A 16,781-nucleotide genomic window follows, 5' to 3' on the forward strand; every position below is an offset into this window, starting at 1 on the left:
CTGGCACAAGCGGCCTACCCCCTTCTTATGAGCCAAGCCCCAGACCCTACCCTCCCTGTTTACACCAAAGCCCAACTGGCCCTGCGCAATGGGCAGGACCGCGACGAAATTTGGGTGGGGTATGACGGGCTGATTTACGACGTGACCCGCTCCCGCCTCTGGAAACGCGGCAACCACTACGAGCACTGGGCCGGCCAAGATCTCACCACGGAGCTTCACCGCGACGCGCCCCACACGCCTAATGTCTTTGATAAGTTCGCCGTTATCGGGCGCCTGGTCTGAGGCCTAGCCAACTTATACCACCACGTTTCTCTAGCTGTTCCCTACCCCCTCCTTTCTCTTTAAACATGAGCTCCACCGAAAGCGCATCCTTATTCAATAACCTCGAAACCCTTTCGACCCAGGAGCTGCTGCAAGGCATGAACAGCGTTGATCAAACGGTTCCGCAGGCCGTAGCCAAGGCTCTGCCGCAGCTGGAAGCGCTGGTGGAAGCTACCGTGGCCCGGCTGCAGGCCGGGGGCCGGCTGTTTTACATTGGCGCCGGCACCAGCGGCCGGCTGGGCATCCTGGATGCCTCGGAGTGCCCGCCCACGTTCGGGGTGCCGCAGGGGGTAGTAATCGGGCTGATTGCCGGTGGCGACACGGCCATCCGGAAGGCTGTGGAAAACGCCGAGGATGATGCGCAACAGGCTTGGCTCGACTTGCAGGCCCACGCTATTAACGCGCAGGATATTGTGGTGGGCATTGCGGCCTCTGGGCGTACGCCCTACGTAATTGGCGGGCTGGAGCAGGCCCGTCAGCACGGAGTAGCTACGGGCTGCATTGTATGCAATGCTGGCTCGGAAGTAGCTGCCGTAGCCGAGTTTCCGGTGGAGATAGTGACAGGCCCGGAGTTTGTAACCGGCAGCACCCGCCTGAAAGCCGGCACGGCCCAGAAACTGGCGCTTAACATGCTTACTACCGCCACCTTCATCCGCCTGGGCCGCGTGAAAGGCAATAAAATGGTGGACATGCAGCTCTCCAACGCCAAGCTGGTGGACCGCGGTGAGCGGATGCTGATGGATGAGCTTGGCATTTCTCAGTCTGAGGCAGCGGCTTTGCTTCAGCAGCACGGCTCGGTGCGGGCGGCCCTGACGGCGCGGTAGCAGGCAGTAAAAATGCCGGCGCGAGTACCCGAGTAGAGGAACTCCTACCCCCTTTGCGGCCGTGAAACCTGCCGCATCGGTTCGGAGTTAAGGCTGAAAGCCGAAAATGGAATCTTCGTCTTCGGCCTTGCACCGGCACAAGCTCCGGCGTGTGCTTCACTCTTACTTTCGCCATGCATACCATTGAGCCGCACTACGCCTGGATGGAGCAATACTCTGCCTCCGAAGATCCTCGCTCCCCTCTTTTTGAGGCTGAAAACAGCCTCGATACCTACACCAACACCGTGTACGGCTACTACATCCACCCGCAGTGGGACAGCTTGGACTCGGAAACGCTGTACTTGAAAATCCTGTTCGTGGATTACGACTTGGGCATCGGCATCATCGAGTTTATCGGGGAATGGAATGACGCCATCGAAAACGATATTATGCAGCTCAAGCGCAACATCATTGACCTGATGACGCACGAGGGCATCCGTAAATTTATCCTTATCGGCGAAAACGTGTTCAACTTCCACGGCTCCGACGACTCCTACTACGAGGAGTGGTTTGAGGATGTGGAGGATGGTTGGATTGCTGGCGTCAACTTCCAGGAGCACGTTATCCGGGAGATGCGCCAGTACAACATTGACAACTACGTCAACTTTGGAGGACAGCTCGATGAGCTACCCTGGCGTACGTATCCGCCCCGCAAGCTGTTTGAGGTGGTAGATGGCCTGTTGCAACGCCGGCTAGGGTAGCCTTGCTGCCGGCTTCGTTGGCGCGGGCTGTTAGCGGGCGCTTACGGAGTCAGGGGGCATTTCCATGGTTTCGGCCTTAACATCGGCTGAGTCCCGAACCGCATCTACCCGGGCCTCCAGCGCATCTTCCTGCCGCGTATCGCAGCTGCTGCCACACAAAGCAGCGGCACCAACCAATATCAAAAACAATGCTTTTCGCATGGCAGAACAAGAGGGTCAGATAAACAAAGCTGGTCGGAGCTTCATCCGGCAAAGAAAAAGGGCTGCCCGATAAGAGCAGCCCTTTTCAAGTTAACTAGCTTAGTCGATTACTTAGCGTCGGTCGAGTCAGCAGCGTTTTCCATTTTGTCAGCCTGGGCTTCAGTAGCATCTTCTACCGAGTCAGCAGCGGCTTCGTTGCCAGCGTTTTCCAGAGCGTCAGCTTTAGCTTCGCCAGCGTCTTCTACTTGCTCAGCGTTAGCCTCTTGAGCGTTTTCGGTTTTGCTGTCGCACGAAGCGAAGGTGAACGAAGCAGCAGCCAGAGCAAGGAACAGAACCTTTTTCATACTAGGGGTTGATAAAAGTGTGGTGAAAGTCGATTTTTAGTTAAACCAGCGTTTTCCGGAGAAAAACCGCTGATTTCGGGGCTTTATACTTCAGGTTAAAGAAGGTAACCCCGACAGTAGAAAAATTTTCTGTTTTTTCTGCGGGCCAAAGAAAAAGCCGGCCGTGCTTCCTGCACGGCCGGCTTTTGAACAGAGAACTGTTCCGGGTTACTTTTTGCGGAACACAATACCGATGGGCACCCCAGTAAAATCGAAGTTCTCGCGCAGGCGGTTTTCGAGGTAGCGGGCGTAGCTTTCCTTCACGTACTGAGGCAGGTTGCAGAAGAAGGCAAACACCGGATTGTGCGTAGGCAGCTGGGTAGCGTACTTGATACGCACCATTTTGCCCTTCTGAATGGGCGGCGGATACTTTTCGATTTCACGGAGCATCACTTCGTTCAGCTCCGAGGTCGGAATTTTGCGGCGCTTGTTCTCGTACACATCAATGGCCGTTTCAATGGCCTTGTGAATGCGCTGCTTGGTAAGCACCGATGTGAAGATGATGGGCGGGTAGCTGATAGGCGCAATCTTTTCCCGAATCTTCTCTTCGAACTCCTTGGCTGTGTTGGTTTCCTTGTTTTCGATCAGGTCCCACTTGTTCACCAGAATCACGATGCCCTTGCGGTTTTTATCGGCCAGCCCGATGATGTTCAGGTCCTGGGCCTCGATGCCGCGGGTAGCGTCGAGAATCACGATGCAGACGTCGGACTCTTCCAAAGCCCGGATGGAGCGCAGCACGGAGTAAAACTCTACGTCTTCGTGCACCTTGGTTTTACGGCGCAAACCAGCCGTATCTACCAGAATAAACTCCTTGCCGAAAGCATTGTAGCGCGCCTGAATCGAGTCGCGGGTGGTGCCGGCAATATCCGTCACGATGCTGCGCTCGGTACCGAGGAGCAGGTTCACGAACGAAGATTTACCGACGTTCGGGCGGCCTACCACGGCAATTTTGGGTACGCCCGCGTCGGGCTCTTCTACGCCTTCTTCCTCGAAGTGGCTCACCACCATATCGAGCAGGTCGCCGGTGCCGGAGCCGCTCTGGGAGCTGATCGGGTAGATTTCGCCATCGCCAACTCCTAGCGCATAGAATTCGCCGGCGGCGTGGGCGCGGGCATTAGTATCGGCCTTGTTGGCCACAATGTAAATGGGCTTTTTGCCCTGGTAACGGCGTAGTACGCTGGCAAACTCCTCGTCGAGGGAGTGCAGGCCGGCGTCCACGTCCACCATAAATAGTACCACGTCGGCTTCCTCAATAGCCAGCTTTACCTGCTTGTTGATTTCGCCCTCGAAGATGTCCTCGGAGTTGTGCACGTAGCCACCCGTGTCAATCACGGTGAAGTACTTGCCGGTCCAGTCGCCGTAGCCGTAGTGCCGGTCACGGGTCACCCCAGATTCGTTGTCCATGATGGCCTTGCGCTGGCCCACCAGACGGTTAAACAAAGTGGATTTGCCCACGTTTGGGCGCCCCACAATGGCAATGGTATTTTTCATTGGGTCTGACTCCAGCCGCCGGCCCGACCAGTTTCGGCAGTGCCCGGAGTAGTTAAGTGAAGGTTGGTCGGAGTTTTATTAGGGCGAAGGGGTAGGCGGGTATGAGGGCTGGAAGTAGGACTTTTCAGAAAATCTTGCCCTCATACCCGCCTACCCCCTTACCCTACTGCTGGTACCCGAAGCGGTTCAGGGCTTTGGGATCGGTGCGCCAGTTTTCGTTGACTTTGACGTGGATTTCGAGGAATACTTTCTTCTGGAAGAACTTCTCCATTTCCTCGCGGGCCCAGGTGCCCACTTTTTTCAGGGCCATGCCCTGCTGCCCGATGATGATGCCTTTCTGGCTGGCGCGCTCCACGAAAATAGTGGCCCGCATCCGGATGATTTCGTCTTCCTCTTTGAACTCTTCAATGGCTACCTCACAACTGTAAGGCACCTCTTTCTTGTAGAGCTTAAAGATTTTCTCCCGGATCATTTCGGCGGCGAAGAACCGCTCCGGCTTATCCGTCAGCTCATCCTTGGGGTAGTAGGGCGGGTGCACCGGCAGGTAGCCCAGAACCAAATCCAGCAGCTCGCCGGTTCCAAATTTCTCCAGAGCGGAAATGGGCAGCACCCGCGCCGCGTTGGGCAGGTGCTCGCGCCAGTACTCTACTTTGGCTTCTACCTCCGCCTGGTCGGCTTGGTCGATTTTGTTGACCAGCAGCAGAATGGGCGTATCCTGCATTTTGCGCAGGCGCTCTACCACCGGCTCCTCATCGTGCTTCTCGTAGATGTCCGTCACGAACAGAATCACGTCGGCATCTTCCAGTGAGGAATACACAAACGACATCATGGCGTTGTGCAGCTCGTATTTGGGCTGAATGATGCCGGGCGTATCGGAATACACCAGCTGAAAATCGTCGCCGTTCAGAATTCCCAGAATGCGGTGGCGCGTGGTCTGGGCCTTGCTGGTTACGATGCTGAGCCGCTCACCCATGAGGGCGTTCATGAGGGTTGACTTACCCACGTTGGGCTTGCCGATAATGCTCACAAAGCCAGCGCGGTGCGGAGTTGGTTCGGTATTCACTTCAGAATCTGAAAATTGGCCTGCAAAGGTACGACTTTTAGACGGCCCGGCCGCCTGACGCTGAAACATCAATAACCGGAAGTTTGTCTGTACCCCAAACCGTAAGAACACGCACCAGAAGTTTCACTTCGCCAAACGATATACGACCTTTGTATCTGCAGGCCAGTGCCCGCCTCAGCCCGGGGTGGTTTTACCACTTGCCACGTACGTAGTAACTTATGCCCTCCACTCCCACTTCTTCGAAAGGCCGCACTGGTGTCCTGCTCGTCAACCTTGGCACGCCGGACTCTCCGCAAACCAGCGACGTGCGCCGCTACCTCAACGAATTCCTGACTGATGCCCGCGTGATTGACATGCCGGCGGCCGTGCGCTACCCCCTGTTCCGCGGCCTAGTGGTGCCTTTGCGCGCGCCTAAATCGGCCAAGATTTACCAGCAGCTCTGGACGGAGCGCGGCTCTCCCCTACTCTACCACGGCCTGGACCTGCAGAAGCTGGTGCAGGAGCAGTTGGGCAAAGACTACCTGGTAGCCTTCGGGATGCGCTACCAGAACCCCAGCATTGAGAGTGCCTTGCAGGAGCTGCGCGACGCGGCTGTGGAGCGCATTATCGTGCTGCCGCTGTTTCCGCAGTACGCGGCGGCCAGCACCGGCTCGGTGCAGGAAAAGGTGATGGAGTTGGTCAGCAAATGGTGGATTGTGCCCAGCATCAGCTTTATCAGCACCTTCGTGGACGACCCGGGCTTTATCAACAGTTTTGCCACGCTGGGCCGGGAGGAAATGGCCAAGCACGACTACGACCACGTGGTATTCAGCTACCACGGTATTCCGGAGCGCCATGTGCTGAAGGGCAGCCACAAGGGCTACTGCAAGCTGGGCAACTGCTGCAACAGCTACAACAAAAACAACCGCTACTGCTACCGCGCCCAGTGCTTCGAAACCTCGCGCCAGCTGGGCAAAGCGCTAGGCCTCAGCCCTGAGCAGTACACCACCTGCTTCCAGAGCCGACTGCAAAGCCGCCTGCGCGACCCCTGGCTGCAACCCTACACTGACGAGGTGCTGAAGGAAATGCCGGCCAAAGGCATCAAAAACGTACTGGCCTTCTCCCCGGCCTTCGTTGCCGACTGCCTGGAAACGACCATTGAGGTAGGCGAGGAATTCAAGGAGATGTTTGAGGAAGCCGGGGGTAGCCACTGGCAGCTGGTGCCTTCTCTGAACTCGCATCCGCAGTGGGTAGAAGCCGTGGTAGATATGATCCGGCGTAACTAAGCCCAGAATCGTTTTCCGAAAAAAGCGGCCGTTCCTCCTCAGGAACGGCCGCTTTTGCTTTCATACAGAGTACTAGCCTACTGCAGACGGCGGCGCTGATAGAACAGCTGGTCATCGTAGCCGGGCTGGTTGTAGAAGTCGGCAGGTGCGGCCGCGGGCAGCGGTAGGTTCAGGGCGCGCAGCATGGCTTCTTCGTACTGCCGGGTAATCTGAATTTCGACATAGGGCGGGTAGTCCAGGGCCCGCTCGGCCGTGAGAGAGGGTACAAACACATTGTCACCGTCCTCATCCAGAGCCGCTACCCCAATGGGCAGCAGAATATGCCGGTCGTGGGGGTTGATGCGCAGGCTGTCGTCCAGCTCCACATCAAGGTAGCGCACCTTCAGCGCATCGATATCCACAATCAGCTCGTGCACCTGCCCGAACTGTCGGCCATCGGCCCCGCGTACGGCCCAGCCGCGTACATCGGGGTTGCCATCGGCCACCTCAAAACTGGTGAGGTCGCGCAGGCGCCGCAGGTGCAAGCCCTGGCCGGAAGGAATTGGGTCGGTAGTAGGTTCCATATGGGAAAGCAAAAACGGGCCGACTTAGCGGGCCGGCGGTTGACTTAGCGCGGTAACAATGGTAGCCGCCCGGGTCAGGTAGTCGCGCAGTTGCTGCTGGTCCTGGGGGGTAGCAGTACGCCCACTCAGGGCCGTAGCCTGGGTAGTCAGCTGGTTGATATCAGCTTCGAGGGCCGGGTAGGCTTTCTGCTGCATGGCCTGCATGAGCGCAGCCGCGGCCACATAGCCTGGGCGCAGGCTGCTACCCTCTTCTGCCAGCCGGGCCGTAGCACTGGTCAGCTCGTCGCGGCGGGTAGCAATGTCCGGCTCGCGTAGGTCGTCCCGATCAGCCAGGCTAACCAAAGCCGAGGTAAGCAGGCGAAGTCCTTCCCGCCCGTACTGGGGCCGGGCCGGGTCACCCTGGGCAAAGGCCGTCAGCACTTCCGGTGTCACCGGGGCGGGCTCGGCGGCCATATCTCCGACCGCATCAGCGGCTGGCGGCCCGGTTTCGGCACCCGTAGTGCTATCCGGGGGGGTCGGCACGCCGGCTCCGGCGGGCACGGGCTCTGGCACTGGCACGTTGGAGTCGGCACGCAGCAGGTAGTACGCCGCGGCACCTATTACTGCCAGCACCAACAGGATCAGCAGCCAGGGGCTGGGAGAAGATTTTTTACGCTGGATATTGATTTCAGCCATCAGACAGAGCGCAAGGTACGGCCCATCCATACGCAGGCCAGCCGCATTCCGATACTTCCACGGCTCAGATTTATGTTCTGTGCCGCCTGTTTGCGCCTCGTCATAGCCTCATGGGCTACTTTACACGTACGCCGGGTTGTTTATTCACTTCTTTCGCATGCACCGAATCCTCACCCTTACCGTGCCGCCCTCGTCCACCGACGAGCTTTGTCAGAAGCTGGCCTCCCTGGAAGAAGTTATCAACCTGACGGTTCAGGCCGGGATTTCGCGCAAGCCGGCCGGCGACGTGCTGACTGTGCACGTCCTGAACCGGGGCGTTGACGCCGTGCTGCGCCAGGCCCGGGCTGCCGTCAGCCACGATACCGACCTGAGCGTGACCACCAGCGAAGCAACCAGCTTTATTGCGCCGGCTCAGCAAGAAGTGGTGGAAAATGACAAAGATGAGGCCCTGTGGGAGGAAATGGAAAGCGGCCTTCGCCACCAAGGCCGCATCACCACCAACTACTTGCTGCTGATGGGTTTGGGCGGTATTATCTGCACGGTAGGTCTAGTAGCCGAGCCCGTACCGCAGGCAGTAGCTTTCGTTTCTTCGGCCATTATTGCGCCGGGCTTCGACCCCATGGCGAAGGTTCCATTGGCCCTGGTGCTCAAGCGCTGGCACGTGGTTCGGCTCGGGGTGGTTTCTACGCTGGTAGGCTATGCCTTTCTGGTGCTGTGCGCCGCCCTGACGATGTATGCCCTGGTAGCTGCCGGCGAATCGTCGGCGACGGCGCTGGCAGGCAACCCCGAGGTGCAGCACATCGCGCATCCTAAGCTCGCGGAGTGGCTGCCCTCGGCCAGCGCCGCCCTGGCCGGTGTGGTAATGCTGGCCGCTTTCCGGCGGAGCTTTCAGGCCGGGCCGCTGGTGGCGCTGTCCATTATTCCGGCGGCGGCCCTCATCGGAGCAAGCTTAGTTACCGGGCAGGCTACTCTGGCCTACGAGGGCCTGGAGCGCTTTATCCTTGACTGGATATTTATCATTGGAGCCGGGGTTATCCTGTTTGGTCTGAAGCAGTGGCTGGTGCATAAGCGCCAGCCGCTGGCTTAGCCACGCATTTTCAGAGGCTCCGGCCGGTACATTCGGGCTAGCTGCTCCACGGCGTAGTCAACTTCCTCGGCCGTGTTGTACTTGCTCATCGAGAAGCGGATGGTCCCACGGTCCGGGTTGGCGCCCAGGGCACTGAGCACGTGGGAGCCAGCGTTGGCCCCGCTGGTGCACGCCGACCCGCCCGATACCGACACTTTGTTGATGTCCAGGTTGAACAGCAGCATCTCATTCAGAGACGAAGGCGGCAAACTCACACTCAGCACCGTGTACAGGCTTTGATCGGCCTCGGCTGAGGTACCGTTAAATTCCACGCCTTCAATTTCGGTCCGCAGCTTCTGAATAAACCGGTCTTTCAGCTCTTGAATGTGGCGTTGGTGGGCAGCCATGTCGCGGCAGGCAATTTCCAGAGCTTTGGCCAGCCCAATAATGCCGTACACATTCTCGGTGCCGGCCCGTTGGTTACGCTCCTGTGAGCCCCCATGAATAAGGGCATCAACCAGTAGTCCTGAGCGGCGGTACAGGAAGCCTACCCCCTTCGGACCGTGAAACTTATGCGCCGAACCTACCAGAAAGTGTGCCTTCAGCTGCTGCACGTCGTGGCGGTAGTGGCCCATAGTCTGCACGGTATCGGTATGAAAAACGGCGTTGTGCCGGGCACAGATGTCCCCGATGGCCTCGATGTCGTTAAGGTTACCGATTTCGTTGTTAGCGTGCATCAGGCTCACAAAGGTGCGCGGATGCGTAGCCAGCAGCTCTTCCAGATGCTCCAGGTCTAATCGGCCCTGGGCATCGTGGCGCAGGTAGCTTAACTGCACGTCGCCGGCTTTTTCGAGGGCCTGCATCGTATGCAGCACCGCATGGTGCTCCAGAGGCGAGGTTATGGCGTGCTTGAGGCCCAGCGTCCGGACGCTGCCAAAGGCCGCGTAGTTATCGGCTTCCGTACCGCAGGAAGTAAACACCACTTCGGCCGGGGCCGCGTTAATCAGGTGCGCAATGGTTTTGCGGGCATTTTCGATGGCGGCGCGCACCTGCCGGCCGTGGCCATGAATGCTGCTGGGGTTGCCAAAATGGTCCCGCATAAAGGGAAGCATGGCATCCAGCACTTCGGGGTCCAGCGGTGTGGTAGCGGCGTTATCGAAATACACATTCATGAGCAGAACCGAAGCGTAATCGTGAGAAACTAAGAAAGGAGGCAGTGCAAAAATACGGATTTCCGGCGGGGTGGCCGGAATTCTGTACGTCGGCCCATGGGTCAGCCACTCGGCTATAAGCGAAAAGCACCCCGCGCAAGCCTCCAAGGGGCTCGGGTCGGGGTGCTTTTCACACAATCGGAGTCAAGGCTATTTGCTGATGATTTCCTTGATGTCGCCGATGATTTTATTGGCCAGGTGGTCGGCCGTGGCGTTGGAGTCCGACTCGGCATAAATGCGGATAATGGGCTCCGTGTTGGATTTGCGCAGGTGTACCCATTCCTTGTCAAACTCAATCTTCACGCCATCAATGCTGTTGATGGGGTGCTTGGCGTAACGCTCCTGCATCCGGACCAGCACCTCATCCGTGTTGATTTCTGGGGTCAGCTCAATCTTATTCTTCGAGATAAAGTAATTCGGATAAGAAGCCCGCAGTCGGGTCATGGTCATCCCTGACTTCGCCAAATGACTCAGAAACAAGGCAATTCCTACCAATGAGTCGCGGCCGTAGTGCAGCTCGGGGTAAATAATACCACCATTGCCTTCACCGCCAATCACGGCGTTGGTTTCCTTCATCTTGTTTACTACGTTCACCTCACCCACGGCGGCGGCGGCGTAGCTGCCGCCCTGCTTCTCAGTTACGTCACGCAGGGCACGGGTGCTGCTCAGGTTACTAACAGTGTTGCCGCCCCCGTTGCGCTGCAGCACGTAATCAGCCACGGCCACCAGAGTATATTCCTCCCCGAACATGGTGCCGTCCTCGTTTACCAGGGCCAGGCGGTCCACATCGGGGTCCACCACAATACCCAGATCAAAGGAGCCCTTTTCCAACACCCGGGCAATATCGCGTAGGTTTTCAGGCAGAGGCTCAGGGTTGTGAGCAAAGTCGCCGGTAGGCTCACAAAACAGCTTCTCGATAATCTCCACGCCCAATTGCTCTAACAGCATAGGCACTGCGAAACCACCCGTTGAGTTCACGGCATCCACCACTACCCGAAAGTTTTTGGCTTTGATGGCTTCCTTGTCAACCAGCGGCAGGGCCAGAATGGCGCTGATGTGCTCCTGCAGGAAAGTGTCGTCGGTGGAGTATTTGCCCAGCTTCGTGACGGGGGCAAAGTCGAACGCCTCGGAGTCGCCGAGAGCCAGCACCTGCTTGCCATCCTCGTCCGAGATAAACTCGCCAGTAGCATTCAGTAGCTTAAGGGCATTCCACTGCTTGGGGTTGTGCGAGGCCGTAAGAATGATGCCACCACCGGCTTGCTTAGCTGGCACGGCCATTTCCACGGTGGGGGTAGTACTTAATCCCAGATCAATTACGTTAATGCCCAGCCCCTGCAGCGTCGCGGACACCAACCGGCTTACCATATCCCCCGACAGCCGGGCATCGCGCCCGATTACGATGGTATTGTTTTGTGTTTTTTGCAGCACCCACGTGCCAAAAGCGGCGGCGTATTTAACCACGTCAATGGGGGTAAGGCCGTTGCCGGCTGCTCCCCCAATGGTTCCTCGTATGCCCGAAATGGATTTAATCAGTGCCACTGTGCTGTCTGTATGATGAAGTACTCGGTAAGCGTAGTAAGAGAAGGCAAAAGTAGGCAACTACCCCTGCTTTCCCTACGTGGAATTCAGCAGGGTGGGTAACTGGCCTCCAACTAAGGCCCCAAGATTGGCCTCATCAGGACGGGTGTTGTATATTTGGTTTAATGGAAAATACCTCTTCTGCCCGTCGGCCGGCTCAGCTGGAAGCTTTCGGCCGCCTGCTCGACGTACTGGACCGCCTGCGAACTGAGTGCCCCTGGGACAAAAAGCAGACTCTGGAAAGCCTGCGACATCTTACCATTGAGGAAACATACGAACTCAGCGACGCCATCATTCGCGGCGACTTAACCGACCTGAAAAAGGAGTTAGGCGACGTAATGCTTCACCTGACTTTTTACGCGAAAATTGCCAGTGAACAAGGCGCATTCGATATTGCTGATGTGCTTAACGCGCAGTGCGAGAAGCTTATATTCCGGCATCCTCACATTTACGGCAACACTACTGCCGACACTGAGGAGGACGTGAAGCGCAACTGGGAGCAACTAAAATTGCAGGAGAAAGGGAACTCCTCGGTCCTGGGCGGCGTACCAAGCTCGTTGCCCGCCTTGGTAAAAGCCATGCGCATCCAGGAAAAAGCCAGAGGCGCTGGTTTCGACTGGGAGCGGCCGGAGAAGGTGTGGGAGAAAGTACAGGAAGAGCTACAGGAGTTTCAGGCTGAGTTTGTAACTCCCTACCCTTCGGAGGCTAACCAAGCGTCAGCTGCCGCCGAATTTGGCGATTTGCTCTTCTCTCTAATCAATTTTGCCCGTCACGCCGGAATCAACCCTGAAGAGGCCTTGGAGCGCACCAATCGTAAGTTTATTCAGCGTTTTCAGTATCTAGAGTCGGCAGCAGCTGAGGATGGTCACCAGCTCCGCGACCTTACGCTGGCTCAGATGGATACATACTGGGAACAGGCGAAAAAGCTACCCCCCGTAACGCCTCCAACCCCGGGTCTGAAATAGCCTTTTAGAAAGAAGTGTATTGCCTTATCGTCGTTAAACCCATTTTTCATTTGGCGGCACACAGGTTTTTAATTAGGTTTGCCAAGGCTAGATCTATTTTCGAACCGGGCCCCGCGCACGAGCAGACCCACGCTATCCAGGCTTTTAGAAGCTATGCGTGCGGGTGAGCGGGGTTTCTCCGTCTATAGCCTAGCCACTCGTTTTCCATTTTTTTTAATCGTACTTCAACCTTTCACCAACAACCCCCTAATTCTCCGGAACAATGGAACAAAAGAATGCCATGAACAAGCCCGCGGCTCGGCCCGCCGCTGCTGCGCCGAAAGGCGAAGCCAAGGGCGGTGGTTCTTCGATGTTTGCCATTCTCGCCATCGTATTGGCGTTTATCGTAAGCGTAGTAGTCTACAAATTTGTATTAGGTGATGGCAGCCACTTCCAAGGCGGCAACAACGAAAACAACCCCCTCCCCGGCGACTACTTCGGTGTAGTTTACAAAGGTGGTCCGGTAGTACCCGTACTGATTACCATGTTCCTGTGCGTAATCATCTTCTCGATTGAGCGCGCTCTGACCATCAGCCGTGCAAAAGGCAGCAAGAGCATTGAGTCCTTCGTGCGCACCATCCGTCAGAAACTGAACGTGAACGACATCACGGGCGCTATTGCCGCCTGCGACCAGCAGAAAGGCTCGGTTGCCAACGTGGTAAAAGCTGGCCTGGGCAAATACCAGGAAATGGCTCGTGAGCGTGGCATGGAGAAAGATCAGAAGATCCTGGCCATCCAGAAAGAGATTGAAGAATCGACCGCTCTGGAACTGCCTATGCTGGAGAAAAACCTCGTTATCATCTCGACCCTGGCTTCTATCGCTACCCTGGTAGGTCTGATCGGTACGGTACTGGGTATGATCAAGGCCTTCTCGGCTCTGGCCCAAGGTGGTGCTCCTGACGCAGTAGGTCTGGCTAACGGTATCTCGGAAGCACTGATCAACACGGCTCTGGGTATCAGCACCTCGGCTCTGGCTATCGTAGCCTACAACTTCTTCACCAGCAAAATTGACGAGCTGACCTACAGCATCGACGAAGCTGGCTTCAGCATCATTCAGACCTTCGCTGCTCAACACGGCGAAACCGAGCACCACACTGCTTAATTTTAGTGCCGCAACGCACTAAAGCACAGGTTACTTCGTTTCTGAATTACGCTAACTAACTACACCAGCAATGCCCAAAGTAAAGCCTCATAGAACGTCACCGTCGTTGGATATGACCCCGATGGTGGACTTGGCCTTCCTGCTGGTGACTTTCTTCATGCTCACCACCAAGTTTGCCCCGGAAGAGGCTGTGGTGGTCGATACGCCTTCTTCTACTTCTGAAATTCGCTTGCCTGAGTCGCACGTAATTACCATTGCGGTTGACAAAGAGAAGCGGGTATTCTTCGGAGTGGATGATGACGCTATCAAGTCGGATTTGCTGACCCAGGTAGGAGCTAAGTATGGAGTGAGCTTCACTCCCGCTCAGATCCAGGCCTTTAGAGGCGTCGCTTCGAGCTTTGGTACTCCCATCGAAAAACTGCCCGCGCTTCTGAGCCTGGACAGTGAACAGCGGAAGAACGTGAAACAGGAGGGTATTCCTGCTGACTCCGTTAACAACCAGTTCATCGAGTGGGTACAAACTGCTCAGGCCCTGAGCCGTAAATCGCCCTACGGTAAGCCTGCCTATGTGGCTATCAAGGGTGACGGTAGTGCCGACGTGCCGACTGTGATGAAAGTCATTAGACTGATGCAGGATAAGAACATCAACCGGTTCAACCTGATTACTGACCTGGAAACCAAACCCACGGCCAGTAACTAACCCGCACAGACATGGCAGAAATACAACAACAAGCCTCCGGCGGAGGGAAAGGCGGAAAGAAGCGGGCCAAGAAAATGTCGACCAAAATCGACATGACCCCGATGGTGGACTTGGCCTTCCTGCTGCTTACCTTCTTTATGCTTACGACCACCTTTAGCAAGCCTACCGTAATGGAGGTAGCTATGCCGGTGAAGCCGAAGCCCGATGATCCTGAGCCCCCAGCTATCAAAGCATCCAACGCTTTGACGCTGCTCTTAGGCGAAAACAACAAATTGTATTACTACGATGGGTTGTTGAGCAGCACTGAGAAGCCTGAACTGAAGCTTACCAACTACGGAGCCGATGGAGTTCGCAAAGTGCTGCTTCAGCACAAGAGCAATCCGGACCTCGTAGTTCTGATTAAGCCCGAAGAGAAGGCCGCTTATAAGAACATGGTGGACATTCTGGACGAGATGAACATCACCGAAACGAAGAAATACGCGTTGGTGACCATCACGAAGAATGACACGGAATTGATTAAATCTTCTGGATTATGATGGACAACGCACAGTTGGCCAATGCCTCCCTCGATGACATCGTCTTCGAGGGGCGCAATAAGGCCTATGGAGCCTACGTAATCCGGCGGGTGTATGGCAAGCACGTAACCCGGGCAGTTCTTCTCTCCGTTGCGCTCTTCGCTCTCATGATTGCTTTCCCTCTGGTGGCACGCATGCTGAAGAAAGAAGAGGTAGTAGCCGATGAGAAGATGCTAAAGGTGAACGTACTAGAGGCCCCACCCCTGGATGCCACTAAGCCGCCACCCCCACCGCCGCCGCCACCAGACGCGCCGCCACCGCCGCCGCCAAAGCTCTCCACGATTAAGTTTGTGCCGCCTGTTGTGAAGAAAGACAACGAGGTGCAGAAGCAGGAAGAAATTCCGGATCAGGAAGAGCTGAAGGATAAGGTGGTTGCCAACGAGACCGTAAAGGGCAACACCGACAATCCTGCCGACCTGGCTGGTTTGGAACCCGGTGAAGGCACCAAAGCGGTAGAGGAGGTAGTGGAAACTAAGCCCTATACCTACGTTGAGCAGATGCCGGTTTTCCCAGGCGGACAAGAGGCCCTGCTCCAGTACATTGCTAAGAACATTAAGTATCCGGCAATGGCACTGCGCAACCAAGTTGAAGGCCGCGTTTTCATTAAGTTCGTAGTAGGCCCCGACGGGTCGGTTACGAATGCCGAGGTGCAGAAAGGTATCGGTGCCGGTTGCGACGAAGAGTCGCTGCGGGTTATCAAAAACCTGCCTCGCTTCACTCCTGGTAAGCAGAACGGTCGGGCTGTTTCGGTGTACTACACTGTTCCGGTAACCTTCGCTATCAAGTAGATTTCGCTTTTTGGTTCACCAGGAACGCAGCTTAGAACCCGAATCAGGCTTTGGCCTGGTTCGGGTTCTATTTTTTTATAGAGAATAATAAATATAGTAGGCTCGCATACTATACGCGTTAGTTGTGGCGTTTAGTAAGGTGAAAGCCAGAGAGTAGCGGTAAAAGAGCAGAGGTTAGGGCTTGAGAAATTAGCAGCGTTTAATTCCTTGTTCACTTCATAATCTATACCTCATGACCACATCCGCGCACACCTCTCTCCCATCTCTGGACGATATCGTATTTGAAGGGCGCAACAAAGCCTATGGAGCTTATGTACTCCGGAAAGCTTATGGTCGTCATGTTATCACAGCCATAGGTATGGCTACTGCTTTAGCCGCTTTACTGATTGCTACCCCCCTGGTGATTCAGCGTTTCTGGCCCTCAGAAACGATAACGCCGGAAGTTCCGGTTGACCCTCTTAAGCCAATTACACTGATTGACCCTGTTTTCGCGACTCCCAAACCCGCAGAGCCTGCCGCCACTGCTACAGTAGTAGTAAGGCCACCTAGTGCTACTGCTACCCGGGTTGTGCCTGATGAGCAGGTGCAGTCCGTCCCAGATGAGCAGATTACGGCTCCGGTAGCCGATGGCCCGGTAGTGGTAGGTGATGTGCCTCAGGAGGGGACTGGAGGCAGTTTGGTAGCTACCGGCCCGGTAGGCGGCAGTGACTCCGCTTCCAAGCCCGCGGCTCCGCCTGTTACCAAGCCCTTCGTGCACGTAGAGAACATGCCGGAGTTCATGGGTGGTAGCGCAGCCCTTACCAAGTACCTGCAGCGGCACCTGCGCTACCCCTCCCAAGCACTCCGGGCCGGAGTAGAGGGGAAAGTATATATTTCCTTTACCGTCAACTCTGATGGCAGCATTATGGACATCGAAGTTTTGAAGGGCCTGGGCTACGGTACGGATGAAGAGGCCTCGCGCGTAATCCGGCAGATGCCGGCCTGGAAGCCTGGCTACCAAAACCAGCACGCCGTACCGGTACGCTACACGCTGCCTATTACGTTTAAATACGAATAGCCTACTCTGCGCTATATATTCGTTTTTAGATTGATCTTTAAGCGTCCGAAAGCGGCTGGTTACCTTTGTAACATCCGTTTTTGGACGCTTTTTATCGTCAGCTCAGATGCTGGATAATAGGCCATACGCATAAAAACGAACAAACCCTGCCTGCTCTGACGTTTAGACCATACA

19 protein-coding genes are annotated in these 16,781 nt (G+C 56.1%); 11 read left to right on the top strand and 8 right to left on the bottom strand.

The window, feature by feature from the left end:
• Positions 1-27 precede the first annotated feature (27 nt).
• The 3 genes from FGZ14_RS13245 to FGZ14_RS13255 all read left to right on the top strand — a co-directional run bounded on the left by FGZ14_RS13245 (position 28) and on the right by FGZ14_RS13255 (position 1,885).
• Positions 28-282: a cytochrome b5 domain-containing protein gene (locus FGZ14_RS13245; RefSeq protein ID WP_139924715.1), complete on the top strand. Its 255-nt coding sequence runs from the start codon at positions 28-30 to the stop codon at positions 280-282.
• Positions 283-347: 65 nt separating this feature from the next.
• Positions 348-1,145 carry an N-acetylmuramic acid 6-phosphate etherase gene (gene murQ / locus FGZ14_RS13250; RefSeq protein ID WP_139924716.1) on the top strand — a complete coding sequence of 266 codons (798 nt, stop codon included), beginning with the start codon at positions 348-350 and terminating at the stop codon, positions 1,143-1,145.
• Between the two features lie 173 nt (positions 1,146-1,318).
• Positions 1,319-1,885 (top strand): hypothetical protein, encoded by a 567-nt coding sequence (locus FGZ14_RS13255; protein WP_139924717.1) that lies wholly within the window; start codon positions 1,319-1,321, stop codon positions 1,883-1,885.
• A gap of 30 nt (positions 1,886-1,915) precedes the next feature.
• On the opposite strand, the gene FGZ14_RS21765 is transcribed toward FGZ14_RS13255, so the two are convergent.
• The 4 genes from FGZ14_RS21765 to era form a co-directional block, all read right to left on the bottom strand.
• Positions 1,916-2,086 carry a hypothetical protein gene (locus FGZ14_RS21765; protein ID WP_180754351.1) on the bottom strand — a complete coding sequence of 57 codons (171 nt, stop codon included), beginning with the start codon at positions 2,084-2,086 and terminating at the stop codon, positions 1,916-1,918.
• A gap of 107 nt (positions 2,087-2,193) precedes the next feature.
• Positions 2,194-2,430, bottom strand: a complete 237-nt coding sequence (locus FGZ14_RS13260) for a hypothetical protein (RefSeq protein ID WP_139924718.1) — start codon at positions 2,428-2,430, stop codon at positions 2,194-2,196.
• A gap of 207 nt (positions 2,431-2,637) precedes the next feature.
• The gene (gene der / locus FGZ14_RS13265; RefSeq protein WP_139924719.1) at positions 2,638-3,960 is read right to left on the bottom strand and encodes a ribosome biogenesis GTPase Der; all 1,323 of its coding nucleotides are present in this window, start codon (positions 3,958-3,960) and stop codon (positions 2,638-2,640) included.
• A 163-nt stretch (positions 3,961-4,123) separates the two neighbouring features.
• A complete protein-coding gene (gene era / locus FGZ14_RS13270) occupies positions 4,124-5,023 on the bottom strand; it encodes a GTPase Era (RefSeq protein ID WP_139924720.1) in 900 nt (299 codons plus the stop codon).
• Positions 5,024-5,241: 218 nt separating this feature from the next.
• Here era and hemH point away from each other — a divergent pair, with 218 nt between their 5' ends.
• Positions 5,242-6,288: a ferrochelatase gene (gene hemH, locus FGZ14_RS13275; protein WP_139924721.1), complete on the top strand. Its 1,047-nt coding sequence runs from the start codon at positions 5,242-5,244 to the stop codon at positions 6,286-6,288.
• A gap of 77 nt (positions 6,289-6,365) precedes the next feature.
• Here hemH and FGZ14_RS13280 read toward each other — a convergent pair whose 3' ends face one another.
• Both FGZ14_RS13280 and FGZ14_RS13285 read right to left on the bottom strand, forming a co-directional pair.
• The gene (locus FGZ14_RS13280; RefSeq protein ID WP_139924722.1) at positions 6,366-6,851 is read right to left on the bottom strand and encodes a PRC-barrel domain-containing protein; all 486 of its coding nucleotides are present in this window, start codon (positions 6,849-6,851) and stop codon (positions 6,366-6,368) included.
• Between the two features lie 24 nt (positions 6,852-6,875).
• Complete coding sequence (locus tag FGZ14_RS13285; protein WP_139924723.1) at positions 6,876-7,526, bottom strand: hypothetical protein; 651 nt, start codon at positions 7,524-7,526, stop codon at positions 6,876-6,878.
• A gap of 157 nt (positions 7,527-7,683) precedes the next feature.
• Here FGZ14_RS13285 and FGZ14_RS13290 point away from each other — a divergent pair, with 157 nt between their 5' ends.
• The gene (locus FGZ14_RS13290) at positions 7,684-8,613 is read left to right on the top strand and encodes a DUF389 domain-containing protein (protein ID WP_139924724.1); all 930 of its coding nucleotides are present in this window, start codon (positions 7,684-7,686) and stop codon (positions 8,611-8,613) included.
• On the opposite strand, the gene FGZ14_RS13295 is transcribed toward FGZ14_RS13290, so the two are convergent.
• Both FGZ14_RS13295 and glmM read right to left on the bottom strand, forming a co-directional pair.
• Entirely contained in the window at positions 8,610-9,764 is a 1,155-nt protein-coding gene (locus FGZ14_RS13295; RefSeq protein WP_139924725.1) for a cysteine desulfurase family protein, read from the bottom strand. The genes FGZ14_RS13290 and FGZ14_RS13295 overlap by 4 nt on opposite strands.
• Before the next feature lie 189 nt (positions 9,765-9,953).
• The gene (gene glmM, locus FGZ14_RS13300; RefSeq protein ID WP_139924726.1) at positions 9,954-11,342 is read right to left on the bottom strand and encodes a phosphoglucosamine mutase; all 1,389 of its coding nucleotides are present in this window, start codon (positions 11,340-11,342) and stop codon (positions 9,954-9,956) included.
• A 164-nt stretch (positions 11,343-11,506) separates the two neighbouring features.
• Between glmM and mazG the strand changes: the two genes are divergently transcribed.
• The 6 genes from mazG (at position 11,507) to FGZ14_RS13330 (ending at position 16,607) form a co-directional block, all read left to right on the top strand.
• Positions 11,507-12,346 (top strand): nucleoside triphosphate pyrophosphohydrolase, encoded by an 840-nt coding sequence (gene mazG / locus FGZ14_RS13305; RefSeq protein ID WP_139924727.1) that lies wholly within the window; start codon positions 11,507-11,509, stop codon positions 12,344-12,346.
• Between the two features lie 262 nt (positions 12,347-12,608).
• Entirely contained in the window at positions 12,609-13,487 is an 879-nt protein-coding gene (locus FGZ14_RS13310) for a MotA/TolQ/ExbB proton channel family protein (RefSeq protein ID WP_139924728.1), read from the top strand.
• Positions 13,488-13,557: 70 nt separating this feature from the next.
• Positions 13,558-14,187 carry a biopolymer transporter ExbD gene (locus FGZ14_RS13315; RefSeq protein ID WP_139924729.1) on the top strand — a complete coding sequence of 210 codons (630 nt, stop codon included), beginning with the start codon at positions 13,558-13,560 and terminating at the stop codon, positions 14,185-14,187.
• Positions 14,188-14,198: 11 nt separating this feature from the next.
• Positions 14,199-14,723, top strand: a complete 525-nt coding sequence (locus FGZ14_RS13320) for a biopolymer transporter ExbD (protein WP_139924730.1) — start codon at positions 14,199-14,201, stop codon at positions 14,721-14,723.
• Positions 14,720-15,550, top strand: a complete 831-nt coding sequence (locus FGZ14_RS13325) for an energy transducer TonB (protein ID WP_257883224.1) — start codon at positions 14,720-14,722, stop codon at positions 15,548-15,550. The genes FGZ14_RS13320 and FGZ14_RS13325 overlap by 4 nt, the downstream gene beginning before the upstream one ends.
• A 358-nt stretch (positions 15,551-15,908) precedes the next feature.
• Positions 15,909-16,607, top strand: coding sequence for an energy transducer TonB (locus FGZ14_RS13330; protein ID WP_180754352.1), 699 nt, complete (start codon positions 15,909-15,911; stop codon positions 16,605-16,607).
• Positions 16,608-16,781 lie beyond the last annotated feature (174 nt).

This window comes from Hymenobacter sp. DG01 (assembly GCF_006352025.1).
Lineage (GTDB): Bacteria > Bacteroidota > Bacteroidia > Cytophagales > Hymenobacteraceae > Hymenobacter.